The organism is Nitrospira sp. Nam80, assembly GCF_965152575.1.
The window spans coordinates 3,656,899-3,675,306 of sequence record NZ_OZ224216.1 but is presented as its reverse complement, the minus strand read 5'-3'; the positions used below and the strand labels follow the sequence as shown (position 1 = coordinate 3,675,306).

Sequence of the window (18,408 nt, the reverse complement as noted above, 5' to 3'; positions counted from 1 at the left end):
CCTGTTTCCGCCATTGTCTACCGAAGTTTATAGTTGATGGGAATCCGGAGTTCCACCTGCGGCTTCCCCAACGAATGTTTCAAGTGAAGAGGGCAAGATCTTTTCAGGACATCCATTGCATCTTGGTCGAGCACCGCATATCCCGAACTTTCTGCAACCTTCAGATCGAGAAGCTGCCCGTTGCCGTCGATCACCGCCTGCAGAATGACCAGACCTTCCCAACGATTGGCTCTCGCGATGTGCGGATAACGCTTCAGCTTCTCAACTCGCCTCCACAGTGTGTCGAGTAGCCAATCATAATCGGCCTTCGCCGCAGGCATAGACTGTATGGGCAGATTCTGAATTGATGCCTGCTGGATGGGGGCGGGAGGCATTGGCTCAACCGGAGTCGATTCAGTAACCGCCATTGTCTCTACGAGAGAGGTTTCAACTGGAACACTTTCAATAGCGTGTTGACTCAAGGACGGCTCTACACCGGGTTTGGTCTCAAGTGTTGAGACTTCTACCCGGGAAGGGACAGGATTGATCACCTCGCTCGCCTCTGTGACAGTCCTTTCCAAGGCAGCCACCGGCCCAGTAGCTATGGGATCCGTTCGCTCGACAACCTTCTGTTCGACCATGGGAGGTGATTGGACGACAGAGTGCTCGGACTCGGTTACAGCAATTTCTGTGGTCGATGCAGCGGCTGTTTTTGTGGCGATGGAACGGGTTTCTACCTGCGCAATGGGTGACGTTTCTTGCGTTACCGCCGGCTGAGGCTGTGTAGGCTCCACGGGTAAGCGTCTGGAGTGCGTCACCGGCTCAACATGACGGTTTTCCCGATGGGTAACCGGTGCTACCGATTGAACGGCGTGGGTAGCATGCCGAACCCGTTCAATAGGTGTACTGGCAGGCACGGGTACTTTCTGTGCTGGTGTACGCGTTTGAGTCACATTGTGTGTTGGTGGGGGGATAGGTGTCGGTGGCGAAGGAACTTCAGATCCTTGAGGGACCGACGATTGTGTTACAGAGACTTCCCATTGAAACGGCTCGGGTTGCTTGGCCAAGTGCAGGTCGTTCATCAACAGAATAGCCATGCTTGCCACGACTGCATGCGTGACCAAAGAGATGAGCCATCCCGACATCCGGTCTGGAAGAATCTCGACATCTAAAGACATCGTCACCACAGCTTACGGCGTCCGGCCTTTTTTGCTGAATCTCATAATTGCTCTATAAAGTGTGTGTCCGCTTTCTTTTTCCAATTGGTCGGCAGGGACCCAATCCGGATCTCGGAGAACCTTGCTGGTAAAACACATATGAAGCTCGACGCTGAAGGGAAGCGCTGAGATTGCTAGACGGATCACACGCTGATAATGGCGGAGAGAATGATAATACTTCTCAATTTAAGACGCAACTAGAAATTTATGAAGTGAGGCTAGAAACGGAATCGGGGGGTTGCGGGCATTGCTTCTATTGATGCTTCACTCTTGCATCAAGTATCTTTGCGGGGTCCTGTTCATCTAAATACGCAACAAAGCGTTTCGCTAAGCCGGTTGTCGGTGCGAATGGACTTCCGGCATGCTCCCGTACGTCAAGCCTTTCATTGATCGCTATGCGGAACGGGGTTAACAGATCAACGTATTGAACGTCCCGAGTCTCAAGCATATTGATAATCGCGTTTCGCCGCTCTTGCTCTGCACGAGTCCACATCTCTTCCGGGTACAGCAACGGCAGCACGACAACTAAGAAATCTTTCCGATCTGTTTTCAATGACGCAGCCAAATCTGACAGCTTGGCACCGATCTCTTGAAGCACTCCTGCTTCCGTGCTGATGAGCGCTTGCATGCCAATCAAAAGTCTGTAGAAACGACTGTGGACAAACAAGAATGAGTTCAACGAACTGGTCGGCAAATACGGCATCAGCGCCACGATATTATGAGTGCCGTCTCGGTAGGCGATGGGCGTAGTCTCAATATCGCCGGATACTATGAAAAGAATGATCTTATCAGCCTGTATTTGGGATTGATGCTGTTGGTAGAAATCAATCGTCTGAACGGTCCCGTAGGACGGAATTCCGCCGTTCCAAACTTCTACGTCTCTTTCGGCATAACGATGACGAAGTGCCTCAACAAGTTGGCCTTCAAATACAGCCGCACTGCCCAGCACCAGAATGCGGACTGTGCCGGGAGATTTTCTGGCGGGATAGGAATTTACCACAGTCCCGTTTTCATCATATAGCCCCCGGCTTGGTCTGGGTCTGAGGCCCACTGTAGGATCGAGCATAATCGACTGGTCGATCTCATGACCGCCTTGCCGGATCCACTCCAGAGGTCTCGCTGCTCCAAAGCCCCCATCAGGGTCTATTAGATACAGCGTCAATTCTGTCAGAGCGAAACCGATCAATAGGCTGATTCCAATAAGCCCTGCATTGCCCGCGGTAGACGGCCGGCGCGGCTTCTTAAAGGCTGGGAGTAAAACTCGACGCCGCCATACCTTGTCCCTATGTTTGACAAGGACGATGCCGGCTTTCAATGCAATGAAGAAGCACAATATGGGGATTATGAGGTAGGGAATTGAATCCCATTTATCGGGTGGTGTTTTCCCGCTTTGTAGGAGGCTTACTTCAGAGGACACACTGATGACATGGTCGCTCCGCACTTTTTGATGAAAGGAATCCTTGCCGTCCCCTTCCCATACCAGCACATCGATACCGTTCTTGGTCCGCGTGACCAAAAAGCCGAAGTCCACGATCGTGCCGGCCTCCGCATATAACGTGACAGCAAAGTGGTTTTCATGTTTAGTCATGGGCGTATGCATGACCGAATTTTTTATAAGAGTCCCGGCCGGTCTCTGGTCATCCGGCATCCTTTTCCAATCATTGATGCCCCAAACAAGAAGAACCTCACCGGCTTCGTGGGAAATGTATCGAATGTCCTGTGCGATGAGTTCAGCCGGCCGTTCCTGGTCGGCGTGGACAGGCGCGCATGTGAAAAGGAAAAGCACGAAGATAAGCAGGAAATCCATCGGCCTATCGACCGGCGAGTTTTGCATAAAGCGCTTCATACTGAACGGTTATGTTTTGCCAGCTCAACTGTTCGGCTCTCTGGCGGGCTAGCCTACCCATTTGTCGCCGATGTTGGATATCCTCAGAGAGGGCAAGGACGGCATCCGCATAATGGGATGGATCGTCGGTATCAATCAACATGGCCTCCGGTCCGGGAACGTATGCCTTGACCGATGGAAGCAATGTGGAGATGACCGGCAAACCACATGCAATGCCTTCCAACAAGGCATTGTTCGCGGTTGCCTTTAAGAGCGGAAGAAAAAGAATATCGGCGCCCTGGTACAATTTCAATAAGCCGAGATCATCGACATCGTTGTGCAAAACCGCATTGGGGAAACCCTCCAGCCCTGTGGCTTTTGGAGAGACGATGTGGAACTCAATGCGGCGATTGTCTTTGAGCTTTGTGGCGACTTGTCGGATCATAGCGTAATCTCTGTAATTGTGACCGACCGATATGCAACGAACCTTATCCGTCGCGATTTCTTTGGGAGAAGGATGGAAGAATTCCGTATCGATCCCGTGGAGAATAAGACTCACTTTTGCCGGCGATGTGAATCGATGCAGGAAGTCCATTTGTTCGGGGGCGACGGCAATGACATGGTCGAAACGCCCGATAGTCTCTTTACGAACCGCATATTCCATCACGTCGGGCGGTTGGTGATAAGAAACAACGAGAGCCGGTCGAATCCGAGCCGGAAGAGAGGAGAGCCGGGGCACCCACTGCGCGGCATGCTCCCCGTCCAGATAGTGCACGATATCCGGACATTCAAAGATACATGATGTGAGAATGGAGAACTCCGCCCTCAGATCGCTGAGGTTATACCAGGCCATGTCGTGTTTTTGGCACCGATAACGAAGCCAATCCCGAAGCCGGCTATTTCGGACCGGAAATTGGGAGTCGTTTTCATGCACCAGGAGGGTCGCCGAGCGGTATTTCTGCCGATTCAGATGTCTCAGATATTGGTGGATGCCCGAATAGGCTCCCCAGTGAGGATACCAGGTCCTTACGATTGTGATCCGGCTAACGTTCGGATCGTCAAGCGAGAGATCCGGAGCGGGTGATTGAATCTCGCTGATCTTCCTCCGGCGCTTGGTCAGCGATTGCTGCAACGCGGTGGACGCAGCATGCGCGGCTTCGGCCAACTTGCCGAACCGCTTTCGGCTTTTCAGGAACGTGAGGGGACTAGCGAAGGCGCCCGCCAATTCGGCGAGGACCAATGTTCGCGTGGCCTTTCCAGGACGAAGCAAGCGCTTGAAAATGCGTCGCCATGCCCAGTCTTGAAAAAGAAACCCTATGAGCGCACCGCGACGCACCGTGTGCTTGCGGAAACACATGAATAGGTACAGCCCTGCGGATTTCCCATGTTCGTAAGCAATCCTACGGAGTGAATCGGGATCACGCTTAGGGGCATGCCATGTAAGGATGCTCGGTTCGTATAGTAAGGTGTGGCCGCTTGCCAGGAGGCGATGCAAGAGTTCGACCTCGCTTCCTCCACTGATTAAATCAATGCCATACCGAGGATCAAAGGCTCCGAGTTCATCCAACACCGAGCGACGGAATGCCATATTTGCGCCGCTGCCGAAATCTTCCACCTGTAGGAGCCGCCGCTGGTCGAGGTGTCTTCCGCGCCACACCCTGCGCTCCAATCCTTTGCCGAAGCCGTACCCTCCATGGTCAAATTGAAATTGCGATGGGGTTTCTAACTCTGTTGGAACCACGAGGCCGCAAACTGCTGTGATGCCGGGTGACCTGAACGCACGACCGATGGCATTTAACCATTCACGATCGGGATAGCCGTCCGCATCGATAAATGCCACGATATCGTGACGCGCTTCAGTGATTCCCCGATTTCGGGCCACGCTTAGGTTGGCTTGCTCCATACGAATAACGCGCCAGTCAAGCTCCTCATACACCTCGGCAGGCTGGGGATGAGCCCCATAATCAACGACAATAATTTCTCGCTGAGGATAGGCAAGCTGCCGAAGGTGGGTGAGGCAATCGGTGATGCGCCTCGTCAAATCGCCGCAGCACACGATGACACTGATCGGGGGAACTTTATCGGGGACCTCGTCGATATCGCGGGGACCTTCGCCTAATACCGCCTCAACACATTGCCAACTGATTTGATTGTCGATCGCATGCAAGACTTGATCAGACGAAACAAAGCTGCGGTTGGATCCGACGGCATAGGCCCATCCGATCGGTTTGCCGTGATAGCGGACCAGCACACTGAGACCTTCGTATCCTTCCATCCCCCAAATTGCCTGCAGCGGCTCTGAAAGGTCCCAGTCAATTAGTTTTACCGGCATGCGAAGTCTCGTCGACGGCCAGTGATTGAAAAAAATCGGCGGTGGAATGCCCAACAGGCGATTGGCCGGCCGTTTCCATCACCAGACACATTAGGTAGCGCCAAGATAAGGAAGAGGCCAATACAGGTCGTAGATGTTCACCACGTAGACGTTCGCTCCCGGGAAGAAACGGTATTCTTCCGATAAATTGCCGACCATACCATAGCCGTGCGGCTTCGGGGCGCTCGTGATCCAATTGTGCCTCCGCTTCCGTCAGGCCCTTACGCAAATCAAGATGAGTTTCATGGTGTTGTTGGCTCAGCAGCCGATTGTTTTCCAGCAAGACACTCACCGCGGAAGCGCTCCCGGCCTCTTGTGCCGCACCCCGCAGGTACCAATAGTATCGGAGCCCTTTGTAGATTCTATGAAAGCTAACCCTGAAGCGGCAGCCATCAAGCAGCGGCAGAAAGGAGCCGAGGAACTTTGCGAGTGTATCGCCGAGCGACGGGCGGTCATAAGCCAGCCAGCGGATAACTCGATGGGGCAGAGCCGATTGCTCATACAAGATCACAAAGAGCAACGTGTGGATCACACTCGCATGGCGATGCGCCAGAAGCACATCCGCGCGGCCCTCCATCCGTGCACGTTCGAATGACCGTTCAACCGTCATATGCTCGTGCTCATGGTGACGCGCGGTTGCGTTTCTCGCAACAACGATACGGAGTCCTGCTTGAATGAGGCGCAGGCCCAATTCATAGTCTTCATGCGCCGCCGGAAAGCGCTCATCAAAGCCGCCGACTTCAGCAAACCGGTGCGTCTGGATAGAGAGGTTGCCGGTAAGAACGTCTGTATAGGAAAACCTGTGACCATACTGTTGAAGCGAGACGAACTTATCGTTCCACCATGTTTGCTGCAGAACACGGAAACAATCCGCGCCGCGCTGCATCACAGGCAGATAGGGGCCCAGGACGACGGAGTTTGGAATCGCCCTGTGCGCGTCGATATGCGCCTGCACGAGACAGGCGTCTGGTACCACATCGTCGTCCAGGAAGAGAAGCAAGGGGCCTCGAGCAGAACGCGCCCCGAGGTTCCTCGCCGTCGCGGGTCCCTTGTGCGGAGGATCGAGAGCCAGCGTCCGAAGCCTGAAATTCGCCTCATACCGTTCCAGTATATGCGCTGTGTCGTCGGTGCAGGCGTCAAGGACCACCAAGACCTCCATTGTTGAAGAGGTAATTTGGGTGTTCAACGCGTCCAGGGTGCGCCGAAGGGAGCCGCATCGATTACGGGTAGGAATCACAATACTGACGGCAGGCACGTCGCGGTCCACTATCGTGTTCTCTTGCGGACGGCCGCGCGTGAAGCGAGATAATGCCATGGGCCCGCGATGCACCCTCGAAGCTCCAGGAGGCCCAGATCAAAATGCACCGGCGAGGATCGCCATAGGGCTGAACGGAAAAGATTCGGGAGTTGAGTTTCAAAAAACCACCTTGCCGCCAAGCGAAACATGGACCATTCGTGCTCGACAAGAAAACTTCGCGTCCAAGCCGCGTATACCCCTACGCCATATCCGTAGATCATCTTTCTCAACTCGGTCCACGTCCTCCGGTGGCGGTGCCAGCTGACCGCCCGCGGTTCATACACGATGCGGCATCCGGCGGCGAGCAATCTCGAAAACATCTCGGAATCCCCGCCCGATCTCGTTCGCGTGCCTGCGTCCAGTGCTTCATCAAACCGGCCGACCAGCGCCAACGCGCTCTTGCGCATCGCCATATTGACTCCCGCCCCGATTTGACCGGCTGCCATGGGATTAATGGATGCACGTTCGAACAAGCGCCTCTTGAAGCCCCGTCCGAACGTGCTATACCGCTCATGCCATTCCTGCGCCTCCGTCTCAAGTTCCATCGGCAGCGTCAGCCCTGTCACGCAATACACCAGAGGATCATTGAAGTTACGGATCAATGCCCGCAACCATCCGCGGCCCGGAGCGGCATCATCGTCTGTGAAGGCGACGATATCGTGCGCAGCTTCCTCTAGTGCCCGGTTTCTCGCGACATTCAATCCCGGAATATCCTCTCTGACGTAGCGCACGCGCGCAAAAGTCTCGACCACGCGCCGAGTCTCGTCGGTGGAAGGACAATTGTCGACGACCAACAATTCCTGTCCGTCATCTTCCAGGCGTGAAAGAGCTTCGAGGCAACGGCGGACATCGTGAGGCCGATCCCGTGTGCATATTGCAACCGTCGATAAGGGGGGCGGATTATAGCCCAACTGGATTTGATCCCATTCCAACGACTGGTGTAACCATGTCTCCCAAAGCTGCCAGCCACCGGCTCGAACCGCCGCTGAACGCAATTCCATGCCGTCAATACGACCCTCGAAGACAGGCAAAGTTATCTGTGCGATTGGGACGCCCCGTAATCGGATCAGGATGTAGGCTCCATGATAGCGCTCCAACCCGGTAATCTCCCGCGGCAGATGAGCAAACTCCAAATCAAGCACGGCGGTTGGCATAGAGTCACGACCTCGAGCGGCTGTTCAAGCGTACGAAGGGCAAAGATGAAAATGGCCCCCTATATAGCCTGGTGGACGGGTATGCTACTACGTCCGTCCGTTCAAATTAAAGCGTCTCGCCGGAGTCATTGTTGCACTTGGATTTTCCGGAATGAATGATGAGTCGGAAGGATTGTTTGCGCGTCACATGGATGAGGCCGATCGGAGGGTGCTGGCTGCTGGAACCGATGTGATGGCCCATTCGGCCTGCAACGATACCACTCCGGCTGCATTGATGCCCGGCACTGCTTCCGAAACCAAGGTGAACGGATGCATCTGCCAATGAAAGTCGTAGACGAAGCTCCAATCGGTTGGAAAGAGACCCACGTTGACAAAGTAAGTTCCCGGAAGCAGCGGCAATGATGTAATTTTGCATTGCAGCATACTTTTGACCTGAACCGCGCCGAACGTGGTCTTCATCGAGGCGATCACGGCCTCAAAACATTTCACATGGGTTTCGCTGAAGATGCCGACGGTACAGGCCAGATCCGTAGAGGGAACGTGGAGTTCGATCATCAGCTCGATCGTGAGGTCCTGTCCTTTACTGAGCGGTTCGACGATCTCCTTGCCACGGGAGATCAGCTGGACGGATGTAATGGCGGCCTCTTGCGTGCCTTGCCGGCTTCCTTGAGCATTCAAGAGATGAGGCAGCACGGACCTGGACGATACAAGAGAGGCTCGGCGATTGGTGCGTTCACGCATGAGATCGTGATAGCAGGTCAACGCGCTTTTGGGATCTCCCTGTATGACGACCCGTCCTTCTTCAAGGACCAGGACCTGGTCGCAGAGGCTTTGAATGAGGCCGGCATCATGGGATGTGACGATCAAGGTCTTGCCTCGCGCCCGGAATGTCTGAATGCGTTCGAGGCATTTCTGTTGAAACCGTTCGTCGCCGACCGTGAGGACTTCGTCGATGATAAGGATGGAAGGATCAAATTCCATGGCGGCTGCGAAAGCCAACCTCAGGTACATCCCGCTGGAATATGTCCGCACCGGCTGATCGATAAAGTCTTCCAGCTCGGCGAACGCGATGATGGCATTCTGTCTCTCGGACACTTCTGAACGCCGAAGCCCGTTCAGGATGCCCGTTGTCATAATATTTTGGCGCCCCGTCAGCTCCGGGTGAAAACCGGTTCCCAGTTCAAGAAGTCCGTTGACCATCCCGTTCGACATGACTCGACCGGATGTTGGGCGGCCCAGGCCGCATAAGAGACGTAAGAGCGTACTCTTACCCGCACCGTTGTGACCGACGATTCCAAGGATCTGTCCTTGTTCAATTGAGAACGTGACATCATCAAGCGCCAAGACATGGTCTTGAACCGCGGCGCTTCCGGTAAGGTGATGCAGCAATGATTCCCGAAGCGTCACTGGGCGGTTGCGCAGGACGCGGTAACGCTTGGTGAGATGGTCAGCCTTTATCGCCAACGGCATGATAACGGTCCCCGTGTCGTCAGATGCACCGGCCGGCGCGGAATCGAAGCGTTGCGACCGTCATAAAATATCAATGATGTCCGGTAACCGATTTCGATACGCCGCATAGCTTGCCCACAGTAGAGCCAGACTGATCGCGGCCACGATAAGGATGGCGCCCCATTCCGGCATGGCGCCGTGGAAGAAAACCGCCCGATAGGCTCGGACCAACGCCGTCATGGGATTCAATTGAAACCAGGAGCTATATTCCACCTCAGTCACCGGGCGGTAAAAAACCGGAGTAATGAAGAAAAGCATGGGCAGCGTAATACTCACAAAATGGGCGATATCGCGATAAAACACATTGTAGGTCGCAATGATAAGGCTGAGCCCAAAGATCAGGACGCCTTGAACGAGAAGGATTAAAGGAAAAAACACTACCGCGCCGCTCACCGGCCTCTCGTACCACGCGAGGAGGAAAAAGAGAAGCGGAAGACTGAGGAGAAAGGTAATCAAGGTTGAAATCATATTCGCAACAATCAGTACAATGGGAGAAAAGTTCGGCCGGCGCAAAAGATCGCGATTGCCCAGAAAAAGAAAACCGGACGAACCTAATGTGCTGTTGAACCACAGCCATGGAAGCAAAGCGCTGTAAATGAACGCGGGATAGTCCGGAATATCGAGTGGGACTACGGAACCAAAAACGAGAACCAGCAATGCGAGTTGGGCCAGCGGAAGAAGAATCCGCCAACCGACTCCAAGGCATGAGCCGATGTGGCTGAGCTGGAAATCACGCTGCACCAAATGCCATATCAGATCGGCGGAATAAATCACTCGAGATCAATCGGTAGGAGGCAATTAGTCAGATCAGAAAGCTTAGAAAGAGGGGCCGGCTCAAGTCAAGACTCTTTTTGCACACAGCGGCAAATCCGATGCGCGGAGACTGACGTTGGATCCACATACATACTTCAAAGCCGTACAAGACATTGAGGGATGGTTCTACCGCGAAGATGCGATCGTGTTTGAGGCGATCAATACGATACAGACCGGTCGCCGCATGAGTGGAGATTTTTTGGAGATCGGCGTGTATTGCGGCAAAAGTGCCGCATTTTTGGGATTTCTCCGCGGGACGAACGAGCGGTTTATCGTCTGCGATTTATTCGGCAATCGGGCAAGGAGCGCTGAGAATCAGGCCGAGAAGGAAGCCTGGTATCCCGAGCTTGGTCGGCAAACCTTCGAATTACGCTACCTTCAAGTCCATCCGGTGCTACCGGAAATATTGGTATGCAGTTCCGGTCGGATCAAGGACTTTGCGAAGCTGACGAAAACCTTCCGGTTCATCCATGTTGACGGGAGCCACCTGTATCGAGTTGTACGTCAAGATATTCGTACGGTTTCCGACCTCTTGAAACCAGGCGGTGTCGTCGCTATTGACGATTATAGGTCGGCCCATACCCCAGGAGTGGCGGCCGCAACATGGGAGGCGGTATTGAGCGGTCGGCTAAGCCCGATCTGTATCACACCACAGAAAATGTACGCCACTGTCGGTGGCCGGAAAATCCCCTGGCTGCAGGAGCTTAAGGAGTGGTCTGAAGCTCAGCAGGAATTGAAGGTTGTCCACGAGACCGTCTATTCTCGACACATTCTCAGATTCAGTGCCAGTACGTGATGAGAGCCATAGATAGCATTCTAATCGGAAGCCGCCGTACGCACCTCCAAGAACTCTTCCGGATCGCGACGGGGACGGTCGGTCTTGGGTTGGTCGTTGTTGCGATGTTGACCGGTTGCCGGCAAACGCAGGGAGTCGGCAGGGAGGACTTCCTATCGCTGTCCTCACTCGCCTCCGGCGCCGTTCTCATCGACACGAATAGGAAGAAGGCGGGCCTGACGAAGGCGCGCCTGGGAATTAATCTCAATTTTCTCTTGGATGATGAGGCAGACCGCCGACCGCCAAGGCCTCTGCAAGCGGCCCTCAGAGAGATGGGAGTAGGGTCGCTACGGTTTCCCGGGGGAGAGGATTCAGACGGCTATTTGTGGTCGGTCCCGCCGTTTACCAAAAGTATCCCCACACTCGCGAGAACGGGAAGAGAAGAATGGCCTGCGAACGATGTCCGATTTACTTTCCCAGATCGAATAACCTTACGCGACACGTTGGATTTTGACGAGTTCATGGCGATTGCAAACGAGTTGGGCGCCGAGCCGGTCCTGGTCGTCTGCTATGACTCCATGTACAAACCGGCTGGAGATGGGGGGACTGCTCCCGACAAATCCCGGCTCCTGAGGACAGCCGTCGAATGGGTGCGCTATGCAAACATTACCAAGGGTTATGCGGTGAAGTATTGGGAAATTGGGAATGAAAGTTATCTCGATTCCAATAACGGGTCCACCATCGCCGAACAATATGCCGCTGACTTGGAGGAATTTTCGGATGCCATGAAGGCGGTGGATCCCACTATTAAGATCGGCGCCAACGGACTTGGTTTGGAGTGGTGGCGCGAGGTCCTTTCTTTGGCTGCATCCAAAATAGACTTTTTAAGTGTTCATGTTTATCCGGTGTGGGGCTGGGAAAGCTATGACTATTACCGCTTGAGATCGGTCAACCCGACGGACCCTATCGCCGATGTGATCGAAGCCGTGAACGTCTATGCGCCGGCGCAGGATAGAAAGCGCTTGCGCATCGCGGTTACCGAGGCCAACGTAGGGGATTGGTCGCCGATTTTCACCTGGGCGAACGACAATGATTTAGGTCATGCCCTGGTTGCATTTGACCTCTTTGGGCAATTGCTCTCCATACCCGAGATTGATTTCATTCACCTCTGGACGACCAGGTGGATAGACGAACGATTCCCGCCTAGTGTCTACGATGCCTTAACTTCTGCCAATGAATTGCTTCCGGTGGGGCGAGCACTTGCCATTTGGGGGCAGTATAGCGGCGGTCAGTTGGTGGCCGCGGCAAGCCATGACCCTGTCCGTGCCTATGCCTCCTACATGCAGGAAGGGGAAGAGTTGACAATTTTTCTACTAAATAAGGAATCCAGCCATCAAGCGGCCTCCATTTCCACCACCCGTCCAGTGACGTCGAAGTCCTTGGAGCGATGGGTATTCAGAGGCGCAGGACCGACCGATACCGCTCCGATATGGGAACAGCTCCCCGATGTTGAAATCGCCGATCCAACCCGCATCGATCTGCATCCGTTCTCCATTACAGTATTGAGTGAAAGACGCCGCCTGAAGCAAAGATCCTCCTATTCAATCGAGAATCCGTCGCGGCTCAGTAAAAACTATGCTGAAGCATCAGTTTCGTATTGACATGGATCGTTAATTTCCGAGTATCATGACGGACATGCGCCTGTTATCGGTGGCCTCACGACTTTCGACCTCGGCTCCTCTCGCCGCTGGACATCTCTATAGCTCGCGCTTCGCCGCCCTCTCGCCGCAGTATTGTTAAGGTGATTCGCAGGGACGTAAAGGACCCTGGGTTGTAATGCACGTGGCTGATATTGATAATAGAAACCAAAATCCGAGAGCAGAGAAAGCCAGGCCGGTTGCGATTGATCGTAGCGCGGACCACTCTCTGAAAATCTCCATCGTGATTCCCGTTCACAACGGCGGAGAAAAATTTCGGCGTTGTTTGGAAACCGTGAGCGCGTTACAACCACCGCCGCTTGAACTTATTGTGGTAAGCGACGGGGATACCAACGGTTCGGCTGATATGGCCGCTCAATTTAATGCCCAAGTCATCCGTCTTGCTGAACGAGGAGGCCCCGCCCGGGCGAGAAATGAGGGAGCGTGGCGAGCGCGCGGTGAAATCCTCTTGTTCATCGATGCTGATGTGGCGGTTCCTCCCGACCTTATTCATCGAGTGATCGAAGCCTTCGAGGGCGCCCCGCATGCGGCTGCGATCATGGGCTCCTATGATTGTGATCCGGCCGCACCAGGCGTCATCTCGCAGTACAAAAATCTTTTGCATCACTACGTGCACCAGCAATCCAATGAAGAGGCCATGACATTTTGGGGAGCGTGCGGCGCTATCCGGCGGGAGGTGTTCGCCGCGATGGGTGGGTTTGATGAGCGCTATCGCCGTCCCTGCGTTGAAGATATCGATCTGGGCTACCGTTTGCGGGCGGCGAACCATGCGATCCGCCTCCATAAGACACTGCAGGTCAAGCATCTGAAACCCTGGAGCTTCTTCTCGCTTCTCAATTCCGATATTCGAGATCGAGCGCTGCCATGGACCGAGCTCATCACGCGGCACCACATCTTCCGCAACGATCTCAATTTGCGATATTCCGACCGCCTCAGCGTTCTTACGGTGTTTGCTCTTCTTCCGACCTCGGCCCTGGCTGCATGGTTGCCGGCGTTGATTATTGTGCCGGCAAGTTTGGTGCTGCTCCTGTTGATCTTCAATGCTCCTCTCTATCGTTTTTTTATCGCGCGGCGAGGTTTTGTATTCGCCTTGGCTGTTATTCCTCTGCACTGGCTGTCATTCGCCTACGGCGGTCTGGCGTTTGCGGCCGGGTTGGTTTGCTATGGCCTTGTACCCCGACTGGCGATGTTCTTTCAGACGATGATCGCCCGAACATCTAAGTCGGCCTCAATTGGAAGCGGGAGTCGACCATGATTGGATCAGGTAAGGCTCGAATGGGTGGCATGTGAGTTCAATGAAGAGTCGAACGCGGGGACAGCGACATCACAGTGAAGGAACCGTTCTAGTGATAGGTGCGGGACCAGCCGGCCTTACGGCTGCAATGGAGTTGGCGCGGCGCGGTCTGAAACCGGTCGTGGCCGAGCGATCCGGCACCGTTGGAGGGATGGCGCGCACCGAATGTTATAAGGGATTCAGGTTCGACATGGGCGGTCACCGTTTTTTCACGACCTCGGAATTGGTGAAACAATTCTGGGAGGACATGCTCGGGAAGGATTTTCTTACTCGGCCGCGTTTGTCCCGCATATATTATAAACAGCGGTTCTTCCATTATCCGCTACGCCCGTTGAATGTATTGGGACACCTGGGTCTGGGCGAAACGGTCCGTGTTATCGGGAGCTATCTGTACTGGCAATGTTTTCCTCATCGGCGGGAGGAAACCTTTGAGCAGTGGGTTACGAATCGATTCGGCCAACGGCTCTTCGAAACTTTCTTCAGGCGGTACACCGAGAAGGTTTGGGGCATATCCTGCTCTGAGCTGAAGGCGGAGTGGGCGGCGCAACGGATCAAAGATCTGTCGCTGAAGACCGCGCTACTCAACATGATGTGGAGAAGAAAAGGCCGGATTCGCACGCTTATAGAAGAATTTTCCTATCCTCGCCTCGGGCCGGGCATGATGTGGAGCGCGGTGCAGGAGCGTATTCACCAATATGGCGGCGCGGTTCGTTTGAATTCATCCGTGATAGAAATAGGTCATGACGGAAATACAATACGCGAGGCCGTCATGGAGTGTCATAGCGGCCGGCAGCGTGTTCCGGTTTCCGAAATCATATCGAGCATGCCGATTACCGAGTTCATTTTCAAGCTGCGCCCGGAGGCTCCTCTCGATGTGCTCGCTGCGGCTCGTCGCTTGCGCTATAGAGACTTTTTGACCGTTTGCCTCATCGTCAATCGCCCCGACCTTTTCCCCGACAATTGGATCTATATCCATGATCCGGGCGTGAAGGTGGGACGAATACAAAACTTCAAGAACTGGAGTCCCGACATGGTGCCGGACCAGAAGAAATCCAGTCTCGGGTTGGAATACTTTTGCCAAGAGGGAGACGACTTGTGGTCTTTGTCCGACAGCCAACTAGTTGCGCTTGGCACACGGGAGAGCGCGAAGATCGGATTGATTCGAACCGAGGAAGTTGAAGATGGCTGCGTCTTCCGCATGCCAAAAGCTTATCCGATTTACGATTCCACCTATCGGGATGCCTTAGCGATCATTGAGCAGTATGTGAGGCGATTTCACAACGCACATACCATCGGCCGCAATGGGCTTCACAGGTACGACAATCAAGATCATGCAATGCTGACCGGCATGAAGGCGGCCGAAAGGGTCGTGCGAGGTGAGCGCCAAACCACGTGGAAGGTCTCGGGGCACGATCACTACCTGGAAGAAGTGAGAGAGGCCCGCACCTCGAAGCAAATGTCAGGGATGGTATAGGTCATGGTCTCAACATGCCGACGGGTCTCAACGGGAAGCTGAAACTCGGGATCATTGGGTGCGGGTGGGCTACCGGCAACTTGCATCTGCCTGCGTTGCGCAGGATTCCCGGTTACGCCGTGGTGGCGTTGGCCGATAGGGACTTGGAGCGTGCGCAAGAACTCGGTGGTCGCTTCGATATACGGCGCTGTTTTGCCGATGCGTCTGAAGTGATCGCGGACGCAGAAGTAGATGCCGTAGCAGTCTGTGTCCCCCCCGCCGATCATGCGGATCTTGCGATCGCCGCAATAAATGCGGGCAAGCATGTCTTCATCGAAAAGCCGATGACCTTGTCGATCGAGCAGGCGGATCGGTTGGTGGAACGCGCCGCAGGGACGGATCGTAAAGTCTTAGTCGGATTCAACCTTCGCTGGCATCGACTGGTTCTACAGGCGAAGTCCATGCTCGATGAGGGGCGGTTCGGGTCGATTTCACTGATGCGGACGGTCTTCACAAATGCGTTGCGCCATGATGGTCGTATCCCGGCGTGGCGGCGGGACCGTTCTCTTGGAGGGGGCGTGATCCAGGATCTTGCCGTGCATCATTTCGACCTATGGCGGTTTCTCTTATCATCCGACGTGCAGCAGATCTCCGTCTCTGGCCGCTCGGAACGCTGGCAGGATGAAGCGGCGGTGCTGTCCGCGCGGATGGCAAACGGCATACTGGTCTCTTCCGTGTTCGCAAGCGGCACAAGCGAGACCCATGAGCTGGAATGCTATGGTGAAGCCGGTCGGCTTCAGGTCTCCTGCTATCGGTACGACGGCCTGCAGCACTCTCCGGAGAGGGCCGGTCTCGCCGGCCTCATTCGTGGCGCGTATGGCAAAGCCGTGGCGTGGCCGTATGCCGTCAGCCGGATGAGGTGCGGAGGCGAGATTGCCGGCTCCTATGACGCGCAGTGGCGACATTTCCTCCATTGCGTGCGAACCGGCGCCCGAGTCGGCTGCACCGTGGAGGATGGACGGCGCGCCGTGCAGTTGGCGGTCGCTGCCACGGAATCCTTGTTGATCGGACAGCCGATCACTGTAAAGACCTGACCCATCGAATCGGAGCCTTCCATATGAAACCAGTCCAAGAGCCGGAATTGTCTGTCATCCTCGTCACCCCAGACACCTATGCGACCATTCGAACCACGATTCGCTATCTCCTGCGACAGCAGGCTCGTGATCGCATGGAACTGGTCGTAGTTGTCCCGCGAGAGCAGGATCTGCGGTTGGATCCCGAAGAGTTACGCGGCTTCTTGACCTATCAAGTAGTGGAGGTCGGGCCGATCCAATCTATTGCCTATGCCAACTGCGCCGGAGTCCGGCAGGCGAAAGCGCCGATCGTGGCCTTGGCGGAGGATCATGCCTTCCCGGCTCCGGGATGGGCCGAGGCATTGCTGGCAGCGCACAATGCCGAATGGGCCGCGGTCGGTCCGGTGGTCCGCAATGCCAATCCACGGAGCATCGTCAGCTGGGCCGATCTGCTCATTGCCTATGCGCCCTGGCTGTATCCTGGGAAAACCGGACACCCCGAGCATCTCCCCGGACACAATAGCAGCTACAAGAAAAGCGTGCTTCTCGCGTATGGTTCCGAGCTCGAAGCCATGCTCGAGGCGGAGAGCGTGCTGCATTGGGACTTGCGCGAGAAAGGGTATAAGCTCCATTTGGAGCCGGCCGCCCAAATCGCTCACCTCAACTTTGGTCGGCTGTCCTCCTGGCTTCAGGCGCAATTTTACAGCGGCCGTGTCTTTGCTTCTTCTCGATCCCGGTCTTGGAGCACCGGCCGGCGAATCCTGTACGCAATGGCCTCACCATTGATTCCATTTGTACGGATCAAACGAATTATTGAGCAGGCCCGAGAATCCGGGGCATGGCAAAAAGTTCCTCGCGGTGTTCTGCCGATGCTCTTGTTGGGCCTTTTCATCAGCGCGCTCGGGGAATTCGTGGGATACTGCGCCGGTCCCGGACAGGCCCGGCCTAGACTCGCTGAATTCGAATTTCATCGGGTCCGCCATCTTGGCGCGTATGATCCTCAAGATCAGCCGGTGTAATGATTCGCCCTCGCCACAACGCCCATGCCCAGATCAGCATGGCGAAAGCAATCGTCACTTCTCTCAATTCGGAGGGAATGTTGTCACGGCTCAGTTGCCCCAGCATATTGCCGTCGCGGGGGATGAGAGCGGCCGCCAAGAAATAACTTTGGCTGATCCAGGGTGGGAGAGGAATGTCCCATCTCCAAGCTATCAGTCGAAACCGCGCGCTTGCCAACGAAGCGATCGGCAAAATGGCGCCGCCAAACAGCGAGATCCCCCACAGTATGTCGTTGGACCAATGGCGACCGGGCAGTCCTGGAAGTTCTAAGTTATGGAGACTTACCTCCTGTTGAATGTTCGTGTGGGCGAGAAACTCCGGTGTTTCATAGTTGAGGATGCTCTGGCCCCAATTGATCTCCTCGCCCGCCACTCCCAGACATCCAAGTGCGAGGATGAGAAGCCACCAGCGTCGAAACCCGGGGGTGGCTTCCGGTCCAAGAGCCCGGAGCATCAGCCTGAACAAAAGAATCGCAGCGGTGCCATAACAGAGCACCGTAAGGTGCTGCAACAAGCCGTTCTCGAGGGTCATGCCGGCCGCCGGGCCATCGTTGATCGTCAACGTCCAGGCGACCCAAGCCGTCCACAATATAAGTATCAGCCACGAAGCCGTGTTGAGCGCAGGAGGAAGAACGGCTGGAATGATATCGTAGGCCGAAGGGCAAGGGGAATGTTGCCGAGCCACTGCGGCGCGCCAGTCACGCGAGAGATGGCGACGCAGCGACCATGGTATGAGGCAGGCCACTCCCAGCATGGCGCAGATGGTCGCAAGGACATGCCGTTGCGCCTGTCCGAATTGTTGGTGTGCCGGGGCAAGCTGAACAAGCAGTATTGCGACACCGAGCAGCAAGACAGCCAAGGCAGCCAGCACA

14 protein-coding genes are annotated in these 18,408 nt (G+C 55.1%); 6 read left to right on the top strand and 8 right to left on the bottom strand.

The genetic code is table 11. From position 1 onward, the window contains the following. Positions 1–17: 17 nt before the first annotated feature. From ACWGXE_RS17345 to ACWGXE_RS17315, 7 genes are all read right to left on the bottom strand, one after another. On the bottom strand, positions 18–1,157 hold the full coding sequence (locus ACWGXE_RS17345; RefSeq protein WP_447603782.1) for a TonB family protein: 1,140 nt from the start codon (positions 1,155–1,157) through the stop codon (positions 18–20). A 292-nt stretch (positions 1,158–1,449) separates the two neighbouring features. Then, a complete protein-coding gene (locus ACWGXE_RS17340) occupies positions 1,450–3,042 on the bottom strand; it encodes a hypothetical protein (RefSeq protein ID WP_447599260.1) in 1,593 nt (530 codons plus the stop codon). Next, positions 3,008–5,353: a glycosyltransferase gene (locus ACWGXE_RS17335; protein ID WP_447599259.1), complete on the bottom strand. Its 2,346-nt coding sequence runs from the start codon at positions 5,351–5,353 to the stop codon at positions 3,008–3,010. The genes ACWGXE_RS17340 and ACWGXE_RS17335 overlap by 35 nt, the downstream gene beginning before the upstream one ends. Then, positions 5,334–6,707 carry a glycosyltransferase family 2 protein gene (locus ACWGXE_RS17330; RefSeq protein WP_447599258.1) on the bottom strand — a complete coding sequence of 458 codons (1,374 nt, stop codon included), beginning with the start codon at positions 6,705–6,707 and terminating at the stop codon, positions 5,334–5,336. Before ACWGXE_RS17330 ends, ACWGXE_RS17335 begins: the two co-directional genes overlap by 20 nt. Beyond that, entirely contained in the window at positions 6,659–7,843 is a 1,185-nt protein-coding gene (locus ACWGXE_RS17325; protein WP_447599257.1) for a glycosyltransferase family 2 protein, read from the bottom strand. The genes ACWGXE_RS17330 and ACWGXE_RS17325 overlap by 49 nt, the downstream gene beginning before the upstream one ends. A gap of 183 nt (positions 7,844–8,026) precedes the next feature. Beyond that, a complete protein-coding gene (locus ACWGXE_RS17320; RefSeq protein ID WP_447599256.1) occupies positions 8,027–9,313 on the bottom strand; it encodes an ABC transporter ATP-binding protein in 1,287 nt (428 codons plus the stop codon). Positions 9,314–9,373: 60 nt separating this feature from the next. Then, complete coding sequence (locus tag ACWGXE_RS17315; RefSeq protein ID WP_447599255.1) at positions 9,374–10,126, bottom strand: ABC transporter permease; 753 nt, start codon at positions 10,124–10,126, stop codon at positions 9,374–9,376. Positions 10,127–10,241: 115 nt separating this feature from the next. Between ACWGXE_RS17315 and ACWGXE_RS17310 the strand changes: the two genes are divergently transcribed. From ACWGXE_RS17310 to ACWGXE_RS17285, 6 genes are all read left to right on the top strand, one after another. Further along, positions 10,242–10,961 carry a class I SAM-dependent methyltransferase gene (locus ACWGXE_RS17310; protein ID WP_447599254.1) on the top strand — a complete coding sequence of 240 codons (720 nt, stop codon included), beginning with the start codon at positions 10,242–10,244 and terminating at the stop codon, positions 10,959–10,961. Between the two features lie 500 nt (positions 10,962–11,461). After that, complete coding sequence (locus ACWGXE_RS17305) at positions 11,462–12,601, top strand: hypothetical protein (RefSeq protein WP_447599253.1); 1,140 nt, start codon at positions 11,462–11,464, stop codon at positions 12,599–12,601. Positions 12,602–12,782: 181 nt separating this feature from the next. Continuing rightward, the gene (locus ACWGXE_RS17300) at positions 12,783–13,913 is read left to right on the top strand and encodes a glycosyltransferase (RefSeq protein ID WP_447599252.1); all 1,131 of its coding nucleotides are present in this window, start codon (positions 12,783–12,785) and stop codon (positions 13,911–13,913) included. 40 nt (positions 13,914–13,953) lie between these two features. Then, the gene (locus ACWGXE_RS17295) at positions 13,954–15,426 is read left to right on the top strand and encodes an NAD(P)/FAD-dependent oxidoreductase (protein ID WP_447599251.1); all 1,473 of its coding nucleotides are present in this window, start codon (positions 13,954–13,956) and stop codon (positions 15,424–15,426) included. A gap of 14 nt (positions 15,427–15,440) precedes the next feature. Continuing rightward, entirely contained in the window at positions 15,441–16,499 is a 1,059-nt protein-coding gene (locus ACWGXE_RS17290) for a Gfo/Idh/MocA family protein (protein ID WP_447599250.1), read from the top strand. Positions 16,500–16,522: 23 nt separating this feature from the next. Beyond that, positions 16,523–17,497, top strand: a complete 975-nt coding sequence (locus tag ACWGXE_RS17285) for a glycosyltransferase family 2 protein (protein WP_447599249.1) — start codon at positions 16,523–16,525, stop codon at positions 17,495–17,497. Here the strand turns inward: ACWGXE_RS17285 and ACWGXE_RS17280 are convergent. Then, positions 17,424–18,407 carry a hypothetical protein gene (locus tag ACWGXE_RS17280; protein WP_447599248.1) on the bottom strand — a complete coding sequence of 328 codons (984 nt, stop codon included), beginning with the start codon at positions 18,405–18,407 and terminating at the stop codon, positions 17,424–17,426. The two genes, ACWGXE_RS17285 and ACWGXE_RS17280, sit on opposite strands and share 74 nt — an antisense overlap. Between the last annotated feature and the right edge of the window lies 1 nt (position 18,408).